Source organism: Arenibacter nanhaiticus (genome assembly GCF_900141935.1).
Taxonomy (GTDB): Bacteria; Bacteroidota; Bacteroidia; order Flavobacteriales; family Flavobacteriaceae; genus Arenibacter; species Arenibacter nanhaiticus.
Genome location: NZ_FQYX01000033.1, coordinates 26,373 through 40,354 on the forward strand (window position 1 = coordinate 26,373; position 13,982 = coordinate 40,354).

Here is a 13,982-nt window from a genome sequence, read left to right on the forward strand (position 1 = left end):
TTATTATTAAGGTTTATGTACAAGCCCTAGGTCTTAGGCCTTAGTTTTCTATATATACTAAAAATGAATGCTAAAATTATAACGACCAAAAACATGGCTATTAAGGGTGCAAAAATAGAAGCTGTAGTCACCACTGCCGCGGTTCCTGTTTCCACCAATCCTATAACCGGATTTGCCAACCCCCCCGTAGTAGCTGTGGAGGCCAACCTCCCGGTCGCCGAGGCTCCTTTAATGGCACTTGCCGTACCACCTCCTGCGATAATCGCCAAGCCCCATGTTACCATAGGATCCATATTTGCGATGGTAGAGACCATGACTGCTGTTCCGGCAATTGCCGCCAAGGGTATGGCAACACTGTCCAATACGTTGTCTACCCACGGAATGAAGTATGCAAACACCTCTAAAAGCGTGGCAACCCCAAGCGTAATGATAGCCGTTATACTACCAATCCATTGCCAGTTTTCATTAAGCTCCCAAAGGTTAAAATAAGCAGCGAGACTCAAAGCAAAGAGGGGCAAAAAAACCCTAAAGCCTACAGAAGCTGCAAGTCCCACCCCTAAAAATATACTTATGACAGTCTCTGAAGCCATACTCCCTACGTTTTATGCTAAATTAAACTATTCCCCATCAACAAAAAAATCGTCCTTAAACCCTATAAGGTACAATTTGTTTTTGGCCCTGGTCACGGCAGTATACAACCAACGTAGGTATTCCTTATCTACACCGTTGGGCAAATATGGTTGTTCTACAAATACAGTTTCCCATTGTCCCCCCTGAGATTTGTGACAGGTAATGGCATACGAAAATTTAACCTGTAAGGCATTAAAGTAGTTATTGTTCTTTACGCCCATAAACCTTTTATACTTGGAAGTTTCATCGGCGTAGTCCTTAATAACCTCTTGGTATAGCCTATTACCATCTTCGTAGGACAAGGAAGGTGTTTCGGCCATAATGGTATCGAGCAACAATACCGTTTCAAAAGGCTGCTGATCGGGATAATCGACCATCTTCACTTTCACCTCTGCAAATTTAAAACCATACAGCTCCTTGATGGCAAAGATCTCCAACACTTCTATAATATCACCATTGGCAATGAAACCTGCTTCGGAGGTAGCCTTTAACCAAAAGTAATTGTTCTTAACGACCATCATAAAGTCGCCCACTGCCAATTCGTGTTCCAAGTAAAGAATTCTTTTACGGATATTCTCATTGTACAAATTGGCTCTTTTATTAGAGCGTACAATAATAGCGGTCTCTTCTTTGTCGTGCTGTGAATAGGAATCGTCTATCGCTTCTTGAATTTCGGTACCGTCTATTAAACGTACTATATCCTTAAAAGGACCAACGTCAAATTTAAAATCGTCAAAATACTCGCTTTGCAACTGCTCTCTTAAGTTTGTAGCATTATATAGTATTCCTGAAGTCTCGGCCTGCCTGACCACTTCATCCAATTCTAATTTTATGACTTCCTTATTATAATGTAAGGAAAGTTGGTTTTCATCTAAGGCCGGACTAATATCTAAATGTACAGGGGGTAACTGGGCCGTATCCCCTATTAAGATAAGTTTACAATTATGCCCGGCATATACAAACATCAACAGATCGTCTAATAAGGAACCATTGTCTAATAGCTTAGATTCTGCTGGCGCATCGGAGATCATAGAAGCTTCATCTACGATAAAAATAGTATTTCTATGTTTATTGGGAGCCAATACAAACTGAATGCCACCTCCGCTCTGCTTCTTTGGAAAATAGATCTTCCTATGAATTGTAAAAGCCTGAGTCGCTGAGTAATTGGACATTACCTTTGCGGCCCTGCCCGTCGGGGCCATTAAAACAGCTTTCATAGTGGTTTTCCACAAATTGGTAACTACAGTACCGATGATGGTCGTTTTCCCAGTCCCTGCAAACCCCTTTAACATAAAGACCGAATCCTTATCTTTTGACAGAATAAAAGTAGCAAGTTGCTGCAAGGCAACCACTTGCTTCATGGTAGGGTCGTGCGGGAATTTATCTTTTAATATTCTAAAAAAACTTCTATCAGTAATTGGATCCATAAGCCATCAAAGATAATCAGGATTTTTAAGGCCAAATACTTTTGCGATTAAAAAAAAATTGTAGATTTGTCATAACCACTAAATATATTTAACACATAATAAAATGAAGACCATTATTCAAATTTTTCTTTGGTTGGCTTGTATTGGTTTAGGATACATGATTTATAATTCTGTCAACGGCCCTATCGAATTTAAGAAGGTTAAACAAGAGCGCTATGCCAAGGTAATAGCAAACCTAAAGGACATCAGAAACTCCCAAGAAGCCTATAAGACCGTAAACGGAAGATATGCCAAGGATTTTGATGCATTAATAAGCTTCGTAGATACCGGGAAATACACCATTACGCAACAGAGAGATACTTCTTACTTAGAGTTTGACAAGACCTATGGTATTGATATGTTGAAAGAATTCAAAATCATTGATACGTTAGGATATGTTTCTGTAAAGGATTCTTTATTCAAAAAGGACGCTCGATATAAGACCATGATGAATGTTCCTTATGCTCCAAACAATGAGAAATTTGAGATGAAGTCTGCTATCATTGAGAAAAGCGGGTACAAAGCTCCTGTTTTTGAAGCAAAAGTTAGCAAAGAGGTTGTATTACACGATCAACCAAAATCTTTATTAGTTAAAGAGAACAGTCAAGTTAATGTTGACGAGGTTAACGGAAACACTATTAAAGTAGGATCATTGACCGAGGTAAGTACCAGTGGAAACTGGCCTTCTATCTATGACAAGAAAAGCGATCAATAGTATTTTAGAAAATTCTAAATCAGAATTTCATAAATTGTCCATTCAAGTTAGCTTGAATGGACTTTATTTTTGTGTACTGGAGACACTTTCCAATACTATAATTGCCTCACAAAGTGTTACCTTTAAAAACGAACTGACCCCCTATGCGGTTCACAAAGAAATAAAACAACTTTTTGAAACCCATAAGGTGGCCGAAGCCAAGTTCTCTGAAGTGGTGGTCATACACCGCAACAACTTGTTTAGCTTAGTACCTAAAACTCTTTTTAACAAGGATGAATTAGCGAATTATTTAAAATTCAACGCTAAAATCCTTGCCAACGACCATCTCGATTACGATGAAATCAATAATTTTGACATCGTTAATGTATATGTGCCCTTTGTAAATATCAACAATTACATATACGATCTTTTTGGCTCTTTCGAATTTATGCACCACGGCACTGTATTAATACAAACCTTATTAAACAGTCACCACAACAGCAATGACCCCGTGTGCTACGTACATCTATTTGAAGGAAATATGGACATCACGGTAATTTCTCAAAAGAAATTACTCCTTTACAATAACTTTAATTTCAATACCAAGGAAGATTTTATCTATTATATCCTCTTTACCTTAGAACAATTGAAATTAGACACCCAAACCACCAAGGTCAAACTTTTTGGAAGTATAGAAGAAGGAGACGACCACTACAATCTCTGCTATCAATTTATTAAAGATATTTCTATTTTCATCCCTTCAAACAGTGGCATATACCATTTTGGGGATCTAGGAAAAGACAGTATCGATTTCACAGTACTAAACGCCCTTTAATGCGCATTATATCCGGAAAACACAAAGGAAGAAGACTTACGGCACCCAAAAAACTACCTGTACGTCCTACCACTGATATGGCTAAAGAAGCCCTATTCAACATTCTAAACAATGAATATTATTTCACGGACCTCAGTCTTTTGGACCTCTTTGCAGGCACAGGAAACATAAGTTATGAGTTTGCCTCCAGGGGTACCGAACAAATTACCTGCGTTGATGCCGATGCAGGATGTATAAAATATATTACCGACACCGCCAAGGAATTAGAGTTTACTATTTCTACTATAAAAAGCGATGTCTTCCAATATCTTCTTCACAATCCTATTAAGGCACATATTATTTTTGCCGACCCTCCGTACGATTTAAGCTTTGAAGAATTTTCCCAAATACCAAAGATGGTTTTTGACAAAGATCTTTTATTAAAAAACGGTGTCTTAATTATTGAGCACCCAAAGCACACGGACCTTTCCGTATTAGATAATTTCACCTACCAAAGAAGGTATGGTGGCAGTGTCTTTAGTTTTTTCGAATACCAAGAGAAGACCTCCTAGGCTACCGTAAATATATAGCGCTAAGCATATTTTTTGGGCGTTCCCTCCTAAGGTCGGGCGGGCTCTCCGCTGTATCCCTTGCTTCGCTGCGGGGATGCCGCTGCGATCCCTAACGCGGGTTAGAAGGAACAATAAGCAATGAAAAAAATCAGGGAATTTCCATGCAAACAATAGCGAAATGAAGTGTAGGGAAGCGAGATGGTTTAAAAGCGAAACAAGGTACCTCTTATTATAAAAGAAGGAGGTACATAAAATACAGCCTCAACTGTTGAGGCTGATCCCTGTTATTGCTGTAGTTACGAAAAATCTAAAGGTATAGTTGTATAGGACTTTTTAACCGAAGTGATAGGCGATTTAATCGATAGTATGATTGTAGGTCATCAAGCCCTCTTCTTGCTCATTAGTATCATAGCATGCGACCTGGGGACCATAGAAACCACCTGTTTTTATGGTGACCACAAGGTCGGTACTTAACCCTGTTGGGGTTGTGATGTTGCCTAAAAACGGTGGCAGCTTCATAAAGTATTTCCATCATCGGTTTATACTATAATGCCACTACTTCATCTCGTGTCCATTTTAAGGCAACACCCATTGTTTCCTATTCTTAAAAGTATTCTGTTAGTTCAACAATTAGTATAATCCCATCTTTACCTCTGTCCCCATTGATATGTAACCCCCAATCGAAACCAACGTTTGGGCATAGGAACAGCACTTGCTTCTTTATACGTGGCATTGAATAGGTTAGTAATCTCGGTGTATACAAGGAAGTTTTGAACCTTGTAATTTAGGCGAACATCGGCAACGTTATAGGCATTGGCAAGTTCTCGCTGTAACCACCTGTTTTTAATTTGAAATGAAAAGTCGTTGATACGATAATGAACACCTGCCACTAACTGATGTTTCAAAGATTCCAATATATATTTCGATTGAATTTCCGTTGAAGTCTCAATAGAAGGGCTTAAATAATTATAGCTCAGCTGATATCCAAAGGATTGCTTCCCTCCCAATTCAAAATCCTGCTGCACTCTCCCGTAAATACCATGCATGGTATTTACCCCAAAATTAATTGGAGAATAAGGTGTTGAGGCATCCTCTCTTACCCAATCAATAAATTCAGAAATCTGGCGGTAAAAATACCCGGTTTTCAACTGTAGGTTTCCATTTTGGTACTGAATATTTCCTTCATAGTTCCATGCGTTTTCGGGTTGAAGCAAGACATTTCCTATATTCCCAGGTCGCTGATCAAGGTATAAGTCCGTGAACGAAGGGATGCGCTGCCCAGAACCGATACTCGCAGAAATTTTCCAGTGGTGATTGATAAGGTAAGCCAAATCTACCCCTGGGTACATCTGATAGCCAAAATCCGTGTTATAGTTCCCATAAAGACCGATAGTTCCTCTTAGCTTTTCACTTAGATTGCTTTTAAATTCTGCATATACACCGTGATTATCGCGCTGGTGCTCTCCAATATTTGAACTGTTGATTTTTTCTAATCGGGACTCCAAACCAAAACCAAAAGTTCCTATCCCTGTTTTAAGGCTACTATTCAATTCAAGCATCAGCGCGTTGGCATAATGTTTAGACCGTCCTCTACTTAAATCATCTTTAAAATATCGGTAGTCATCTTCCCCATAGCGATCACTAATTCTAGGAGAAAGTGTAAAATCGCCCCAAGTATGCTTAGAGGACAGACTAAAAACAGCGGAATTTACATGTTCTTCCGAATTAATATCACCCGGAGCGGCATAAAACCCGTTGGCACCAAACTGGCTTTGAGCGTAGCCTGCCATGGCCTGAATGCTGTTATCTGCATTAAAATCATAATTTCCGCTATAAAAAAGACGCGTATTCTTTGAGGCCGAATTGTAGCGTTGTCCGTTAGAGTTGCTTTGGGCCAATGAAATAAGCTGACTCTGCTTATCAGATCCGTAAACTCCAGTTACCTCTACTGCTCCACCTCCATAAATCCCTTCACCGTCGCCTTCATCCTTGCTTTTAAAAGAACTACCAGCCCTAATATCGGCAGACACACTTGAGAGCTTGCTCTTTTTAGTAACTATATTAATAGCTCCGGTAAGGGCATTAATTCCATAAACCCGAGCTGCAGCACCTCTAATGACTTCAATATGATCTATGGCGCTCAATGGCACAGGAATATTCATCATGTTGTGAGCAGTTTGGGAATCTATCATCTTTACACCGTTAATCAGTACTATAGCCTGCTCTGAAGTTCCACCATCTATAGAAATATCGGTCTGCGTTCCAAACGGGCCGCGCTGGCGAATGTCCACACCACTTATAAAAGATAAAACCTCGTTGAGGGATTTCGCAGGAAGCGCCTGAATTTGTTTATGGGTAATGACCTGAATATCTCGTGTAGACTCAGTAAAAGGAGTTTGCAATCGGTTTCCCTGAATAATAACTTCATCTAATTCGTTAATTTCCAAGTCTGGATCGGGAAGCGTATTCTTTTGTTGGGAGAAGCTAGGTATGGCAGCTAATAGAATTAATGTCACTAATAGTTTTTTCATAAATTATTCTTTAACCGTAGTATTTAAATATGATGGCAAAGGTTTGGATTAAAATAGTATTTTTGGTAGTCCGATATATAAACAATGAGTAGTCCGGTTGCAATTCCTTTTAATTCCTTCATAAAAATAGATCGTCGCAAAAAAGAGGCGATCTATATGCAAATTGTTTATCAGTTTATTAATGCCGTAAAAAGCAACCTTTTGGAAGACGATGACCGACTTCCTGGCAGTAGAAAAATTTCCGAAGAGCTGCAAGTACACAGAAAGACAATTGTAGCCGCTTTGTCAGAACTACAAGAACAAGGGTGGATAGAGACGCTGCCAAACATTGGCTCTATCGTTAGAAATCCTGAGCTTTCGCCCACTCAAACCAATAAAGCCAAAACTTTTCAGCATCCTCCAGAAAAGGCAGCGTTTCATTTCAGGAAAGATTTTATATTGGATACACCGATAGAAAAAATACAAGAAAACTTATATTTCACCGATGGCACGCCAGATTACCGCATTATTAATTCGGAGGAACTGGTTCGTTTTTACACTTCGGTAATTCGAAGAAAAAAACAATCAGGTCCTTTCTTAAATACTGTTGATGACAATCTGTTATTTAGGGACCAACTCAGTTATTATCTAAACTTAACGCGTGGCTTTCATCTTTCTAGGGATTTTTTGCTGCCCGTAGCTGGATCGGAGCAGGTTCATTCCATCTTATCGCGTTTACTAATCAATACAAGCGATATTGTTCTGGTGGAAGAGCTCAGCTACTTTTTACCCAATATGATTTATAGTCAAGCCGGTGCCAAAATGAAAACAATTCCGGTAGATGCGGACGGAATGAACATTGATTATATTCAAAACCATTATAAACCCGGCGAGATACGATTGGTTTACATCAACAGCACATGCCAATATCCCACCACCGTTCGTCTTTCCAAAAAGCGGAAAAAGCAATTGCTAGATTTGGCAGAAGCATACAATTTCATTGTAATTGAAGATGATAGGGATTTTGAATTTTCAATGATTAAAAACAAAAAAGAATCGCTATTTAGAATAAACGGCGGCAATCGCATCATTTATGTTGGCACTTTCGGACGGTTTTTAAATCCAGGTTTTCAAATGAATTTTTTAATAGCTCCTAAAGACCTTTTGCAGGAAGCTGCAAAATATCTGAATATCTTTGGTAAACCAGATACCATGATGGAAAAAGCTTTGAGAGAGCTCATTCACGAAGGAGACATTCATCGATACCAAAGAAAGTCCAGAAAAGTAATTGCTGAGCGGAAAGAAATGTTTTCCCAACTACTGAGCACACATTTTAAGAACAACATTGTATTCACTATACCGCAAGCTGGTTTGGCTTTTTGGATTCGGTTTAACACCTCATTTTCTTTGACGCAATTGCAAAAAAAGGCTGGAGAAAAAGGACTCTTTATTCCGAGTATTTGCCTCTATCAAAATCGATCGATAACCGCTCTAAGACTGGGGTTTGCACATTTTAATCAGCAGGAAATGGAAGAGGCCGTGAAAGTGCTAGGTGAAGCTTATTGGGAAGTAGTTGAGTAGCTATTAGTTAGGCATACAAAAAGTCTATAATTCAGCAAGCTATATTACTTAAAACGAAATAACTTCATAGATTAAGTTAATAGACCCCATAACACATTACGGTATAAGTATGTGTTTGTTCCAAAACAGCACTGGCAAACACGCTTTGTTAACCAACCAATAGAAGGGGCCAAATATACTACCCGATTTTTATGGTAAAGTCTTTTACAGCCTACATTATTGGTTATATCCATCATCCTAAAGATAGTATAAGAAGCTATATTTATTGAAAAACACTAGAAGATTCCTACAATAAATAGTATGTTTATACTTCAACCTATATAGTGTAAATATTTAGCCATACAATAACAGCATGCAATTTATACACCCTATTTGCAGTTCAACCGAAACTGATTTCAGAAGTAAGACTATTCCGATTCATTTGTGGTATACATTTTAAATATAGCACGATGAAAAGAATTATACTATTGGTACTGATTTTGGTAGTTACCCCATTCCTAGTAGAATCTGAGAAAACCTTAAATCAGCTGGTTGAAGAAATAGGGATATCCAATTCTAAAAATCCTGAAACGGCTAATTGGGAATATGTAAAAGACAGGGTATTTGACGGTGAAACATCAGTTTTCAGAAAGTTAGAGGGTCCTATTTTAATTGAGCTTATGGATGCCTCTAAAACTGATAGCTTATTGGTGAGTGAAATTATTTTAGACATTAGAGAAATATTGCCGCATAAAGAAATTGACTTTTTCAATGATTTTATTGGAATGTCCTTTTCAGAAATGGTGATCAAGGGATTTAAAGCGAACGATTCAATTAGAAATTTCACTTTCGAAAAAATAGCTGACTCTCGAATACACATACGATTTGAACCATCAAACTTATACAGAAACTCTAACAATGATTTCATCCAGTTGGGACAGGGATATTCTATTCAAAGTCATTCAGCCAAAAGGATTGACGATAAGATAATAAGACAGCCTTTTATGACTGTTTCCATAGGGGATGTTTATTCCTATGATGAAAAGAAAAAATATCTAACAGCTGGCCTTTTAAGGCAATTAGTATTTCTGCAAAATGATTCGGATGTAAACGGAAGATCGGTATTTTGGAAAAAAGAAATAACGGGCATGGATCACTTTATTTTAGATAGAGATATTTTCTTATTGAAGAAGCTATATTCCGATGATTTCTTAACCCAATTTGAAGACTACTTATACGCTCATTACCCAATTAAAGAAATGGCTGCCGAAAAGGAAGCGAAGAAGATGACTTCTATTACGGTTAAAAAGGGAGAGAAACTATTTTTTGTAAAATTAGAGGAGGTCATTTATTTTGAGGCAGATGCCAAATATGTAAGCTTTTATACCAATTCTGGAAACCACTTAACGGAGCAGTCCTTGGCCCAATTAGAAGAGAAATTACCCGATTATTTCTTACGGGTTCATAGAAGTATCATCATTAACACCAATTATGTAGAAAATGCACAGAAATACTTTAACAGCAGGTAAAGCATCACCTTAAAAACCAATAAAAAACATACCATAACCACGGGTAGAAGTTATAACACGCAAGTTAAAAGCTGGTTGAATGTGTAATATAATTATAGTAAGCAACCAACTAGTGCCAAGGTATAGAATAATATTCTAGGAAGACTTCACCTGTATATTCTTACAATAATCAGTATGTTTAATAATCCATTGTAAACCACAAAAATAAACTAGAAAACATGAACCAACCGACCAAAGATCACACCTTAAAGGACATTCAAAAACTACTCACCAGCTGCTTCGTATTTATATTTTTTATAAATATTGCTATTGCCCAAGAATCAAATAGTAGTAAGGCATCACTCCCAGAAACCGTTTTTGGCGAATGGCAAGGAAATACCGGAAATGGAGAATATAATGGAATATTAATACATCCAAACTTTATAGAGACGGGGTATCGTGCATTTATGTACCAGAATATCTATAAAGGGGATAACGGTGTTTACTTTTTTGATGCAAAGGACAATCAAGGAAATACTATAAGCTATCAGCTGGAGGTTGTAGCGAAAGACTCCATAAAACTAAAGCTAGGAGACAATCCGTTTAGAGTATTTGTAAAGAACCAAAATCCATTAGATGGCAAACATATTACCATTTCAGAAGTGCCTAATGAGCTAAAAAGAAGTTGGTATACCACGGATGGAGAAAACAACCTAGAGTTTTCCGTTGGCAATCAAGAAATAACCTTTAGAAATAAAGCGTACACCATTGAAGAGATTGTTTCTTTTACTTCTAAAGAACCACGAGAATACCGTTTTGTGGTTAAAAATAACCAAGAATATTGGATGTTCTATTTTAAAAATTGGGATGCACATTACTTGCAAATCGGTTTTAATGGTAGGGCTGGTGATCTGTATAAAGCTGGTAAAGAGTATCCCAATGACAGAATAAAATATTACTCAGAATTTGCTCCTTCAGTAAACCTTTCCCTCCCAGAAACGGTGTTTGGGGAATGGCAAGGTGAGACCGGAAATGGAGAATATAATGGAATATTAATACATCCAAACTTTATAGAGACGGGGTATCGTGCATTTATGTACCAGAATATCTATAAAGGGGATAAGGGTGTTTACTTTTTTGATGCAAAGGACAATCAAGGAAATACTATAAGCTATCAGCTGGAGGTTGTAGCGAAAGACTCCATAAAACTAAAGCTAGGAGACAATCCGTTTAGAGTATTTGTGAAGCACCAAAATCCATTAGATGGTAAACCTATTACGGCTGCAGAAGTACCCAACGAGCTAAAAAGAAGTTGGTTTAGCACGGATGGAAAGAATAATCTAGAATTTTCGGTTGAAAATGAAAAAATAAGCTTTAGAAATAAAGCGTACACCATTGAAGATGTTGTTTCTTTTACCTCTAAAGAACCACGAGAATATCGTTTTGTAGTTAAAAATGACCAAGAATATTGGATGTTCTATTTTAAAAACTGGAACGAACATTATCTACAAGTAGGCTTTAATGGAAAGGCTGGAGATTGGTATAAATCCAACATAGAATATCCTGACTATAAAATAGATAATGTTGCAGCATTTATGAACTCTAAATTCCCTAAGGAATTAAGGGGCGATTGGCTACAGGCAGATGGAAGTAATGTTTGGGCGTTTAGTTTTTATTACGATAATGCCGTATTAGAAAAGGCAATTTGGAACTATAAATCCGTTAAGAAAATAGATGACATACACCTAATTACTTTAGAGCGTAATGGGAAGGAGAAAACCATCTATGGTAAAATAAACAAAGATGCCTCTGCAAGTTTTGGGACAAATGAAAAAGCACTTATTCCCTATACGACCAATAAAATAAATAAGCCAGGCTTTAAGTTAGCTAATGATGAACCCTATAACGAAGAGAATCTATTTAAAGTAGCTTCTGCTACCTATGCTGGAATTATAAGGGGCTTTAGTGTAAACAGTAAAGAAAAAACCGGCATGGTGTATGTAAACAATGTGTTTACTGGGGACCAAGATTCGTATTTAGTAGAAATACAAGACGATGGTAGTTTTTCCGTAAACATCCCATCCTATTATCCACAACAGGTTTATGTTAAACTCCCAAATTATTACACTTCTGTATTTGTTGAACCCGGAAAAGAATCTTGGCAATTAATAAACCCCGGAAAATCTGAAGGCGAGTTTTTTGCGGGCGATTGCGCCCAATTAAATACCGATTTAAATAGTCTGCAATTTATAGCCAGGGATGATTCCTTTTATAAGAATGTAGTAAGCAATATTGATGATTATTCTTTAGAAGCCTATAAAGAGGAAAGTTATTCTCTTTATACTAAACAGCTCCAAAAACGAGACAGTGTATTTAAGGAAAGATTTATAAGTAATAAATCCCGTCAAGTATTCAATATAGGAATAGAATATCGTCTTTATGATAATATCGTAAGTTATGACATCAACTCAAGGGATAGAGATTCAGCCAAAATCGATAATGCATACCTAAGTTTTATAACACCCGAAGTATATAATAATAAATTGGCGGTGGTTTCTAGTAGTTATAAATACTTTATAAACCGCTTAAAATATTTAAAACCCATGAGAGCAAAAGCTAGTGTTACCCATCCAAGTGTTCTAGAATTGGCCCATATACTAAAAGAGAAGAATATTACGCTATCAGCTGAAGAAAAAGAACTTATTGCCAGTCATAAAAAGCATCATCAAGAAAATGCAGCGGCACTGGCAAAACAAAAGGCATTTCAGAAGTCGCATCAGGAGGTGATTGGGAGTCTTAGTGAAAAACTAAGTACTATTTATCAGAAGTTGACCGAAGAAGAAAGAAAGGAAGTTTTTAGCAGTGGAGGTATCAATTTTGATAAAGTCGAAACTATTATTAAATCTAAAAATTTAGCGGTTTCGTTTACAGTAAAGGAGAAAGTCACACAAAAAGCTCAAGAAAATTTATTAACGGAAGAGGAACAAAAGAGGATAAGCAAATTTTACTCCCCAGAAATCCATGAAAAAAATCAAGCGTTTTCTGAAAATCATAAAGCTCACATTGATGCCTATATCAACAATGAGTTTAAAAAACAACATATAGAACAAATCAGAAAAAATATAGGTAATAGCTTTAGTACCGATGTGATCATAGCACAGGCCATATTGGGAAATATAACAAGTAGTTACATTCCGTTGTCAGATACCGAACTTAGCACGTCTCAAAAGGTGGTAGACTATCCATTTATTACAAAAGTAATCAAAGTAGAAAATGATAAGATGAAAGCCAAGATTTCAGCTAATAAATCTAAAACCGACTTTGTAGTTAATGAAACCCCAATGACCGAAGCCGATAAAGTGTTTGACGCCATCATTTCGAAATACCAAGGGAAAGTAGTATTTGTAGATTTTTGGGCAACCTGGTGTGGCCCTTGTCGATCCGGCATGAAACAAATGCAACCTTTAAAAGAGGAATACAAGGATAAAGATGTTGTCTTTGTGTACATAACAGACCCCTCTTCTCCCGAAACCACCTATAACAACATGATTCCTAATATAAAAGGAGAGCACTTTAGGGTGTCTAAGGATAAATGGAATTATTTAGCCCAAAAGTTCAATATTTCGGGAATTCCGCATTATTTATTGGTCGATAAAAACGGGAGTGTTATTAAAGAAAATACCAGCGATTTAAGAATGCCTAACGCCCTAAAAGGTTTGATTGAGGTAGAACTAAATAAATAACAATATTTTCGGTAAATCGGACACTCGCCGTAAAGCCAGGAAGTTTAAAATCATTAAGAGGTCGGACTAAAAAGTCCGACCTCTTTTTTATATAATAACTTTTTAATGAAGCTATGAGGTTTATGTACCGATTGATTAATGTAGCAATTAGTTAGTCACTCCTTATCAACTCAGTTTCTTTTTCAAAAAAAAGCGAGTCAAAACGGGATTAAAAATATAAAACAATAATAATTCGACTTCGTTTTTTAATTGCTTCATCATTTCCTTAAGATTCCACCCCGTTGCAGCTAAAAAAGCATTGATTTGCGGTGAAGTTGCCCCACTAAGATAGTTTTGTGCCATTCTAAAGTCCGTTTTTAGATGCCCTATAACTGGCTCGATGGCCGCTCTTCTCCTAAACTTTTTGCGTTTACTCCGCTTTTGATATTCTGTATCTCGTTTTAAAGGTTTGTAGTCCGGTGTGGATATTTTAGTTGAACCTATTT

10 protein-coding genes are annotated in these 13,982 nt (G+C 37.1%); 6 read left to right on the forward strand and 4 right to left on the reverse strand.

Annotation, left to right across the window (positions count from 1 at the left end; translation table 11 throughout):
- Window positions 1-26: 26 nt before the first annotated feature.
- Together BUA16_RS15630 and BUA16_RS15635 are read right to left on the reverse strand one after the other, a co-directional pair.
- Window positions 27-590 carry a DUF4126 domain-containing protein gene (locus BUA16_RS15630; RefSeq protein WP_072765682.1) on the reverse strand — a complete coding sequence of 188 codons (564 nt, stop codon included), beginning with the start codon at window positions 588-590 and terminating at the stop codon, window positions 27-29.
- Between the two features lie 27 nt (window positions 591-617).
- Window positions 618-2,057: an ATP-dependent DNA helicase gene (locus BUA16_RS15635; RefSeq protein ID WP_072765683.1), complete on the reverse strand. Its 1,440-nt coding sequence runs from the start codon at window positions 2,055-2,057 to the stop codon at window positions 618-620.
- 103 nt (window positions 2,058-2,160) lie between these two features.
- Between BUA16_RS15635 and BUA16_RS15640 the strand changes: the two genes are divergently transcribed.
- From BUA16_RS15640 to BUA16_RS15650, 3 genes are read left to right on the forward strand one after another with little or no spacing between them, the layout of a single operon-like run.
- Window positions 2,161-2,811, forward strand: coding sequence for a hypothetical protein (locus BUA16_RS15640; RefSeq protein ID WP_072765684.1), 651 nt, complete (start codon window positions 2,161-2,163; stop codon window positions 2,809-2,811).
- On the forward strand, window positions 2,789-3,625 hold the full coding sequence (locus BUA16_RS15645) for a DUF3822 family protein (protein ID WP_072765685.1): 837 nt from the start codon (window positions 2,789-2,791) through the stop codon (window positions 3,623-3,625). Before BUA16_RS15640 ends, BUA16_RS15645 begins: the two co-directional genes overlap by 23 nt.
- The gene (locus BUA16_RS15650; protein WP_072765686.1) at window positions 3,625-4,176 is read left to right on the forward strand and encodes an RsmD family RNA methyltransferase; all 552 of its coding nucleotides are present in this window, start codon (window positions 3,625-3,627) and stop codon (window positions 4,174-4,176) included. Before BUA16_RS15645 ends, BUA16_RS15650 begins: the two co-directional genes overlap by 1 nt.
- Before the next feature lie 647 nt (window positions 4,177-4,823).
- Here BUA16_RS15650 and BUA16_RS15655 read toward each other — a convergent pair.
- Complete coding sequence (locus BUA16_RS15655; protein ID WP_072765687.1) at window positions 4,824-6,707, reverse strand: TonB-dependent receptor plug domain-containing protein; 1,884 nt, start codon at window positions 6,705-6,707, stop codon at window positions 4,824-4,826.
- Between the two features lie 84 nt (window positions 6,708-6,791).
- On the opposite strand from BUA16_RS15655, the gene BUA16_RS15660 reads away from it, so the two are divergent.
- The 3 genes from BUA16_RS15660 to BUA16_RS15670 all read left to right on the forward strand — a co-directional run bounded on the left by BUA16_RS15660 (window position 6,792) and on the right by BUA16_RS15670 (window position 13,497).
- Window positions 6,792-8,267, forward strand: coding sequence for an aminotransferase-like domain-containing protein (locus BUA16_RS15660; RefSeq protein WP_072765688.1), 1,476 nt, complete (start codon window positions 6,792-6,794; stop codon window positions 8,265-8,267).
- A 449-nt stretch (window positions 8,268-8,716) separates the two neighbouring features.
- Window positions 8,717-9,775: a LytR/AlgR family response regulator transcription factor gene (locus BUA16_RS15665; protein ID WP_072765689.1), complete on the forward strand. Its 1,059-nt coding sequence runs from the start codon at window positions 8,717-8,719 to the stop codon at window positions 9,773-9,775.
- A gap of 218 nt (window positions 9,776-9,993) precedes the next feature.
- A complete protein-coding gene (locus BUA16_RS15670; protein ID WP_072765690.1) occupies window positions 9,994-13,497 on the forward strand; it encodes a TlpA family protein disulfide reductase in 3,504 nt (1,167 codons plus the stop codon).
- A 165-nt stretch (window positions 13,498-13,662) separates the two neighbouring features.
- Here the strand turns inward: BUA16_RS15670 and BUA16_RS18730 are convergent.
- The coding region (locus BUA16_RS18730; RefSeq protein ID WP_394333081.1) for a transposase at window positions 13,663-13,982 on the reverse strand (320 nt) is incomplete at its 5' end.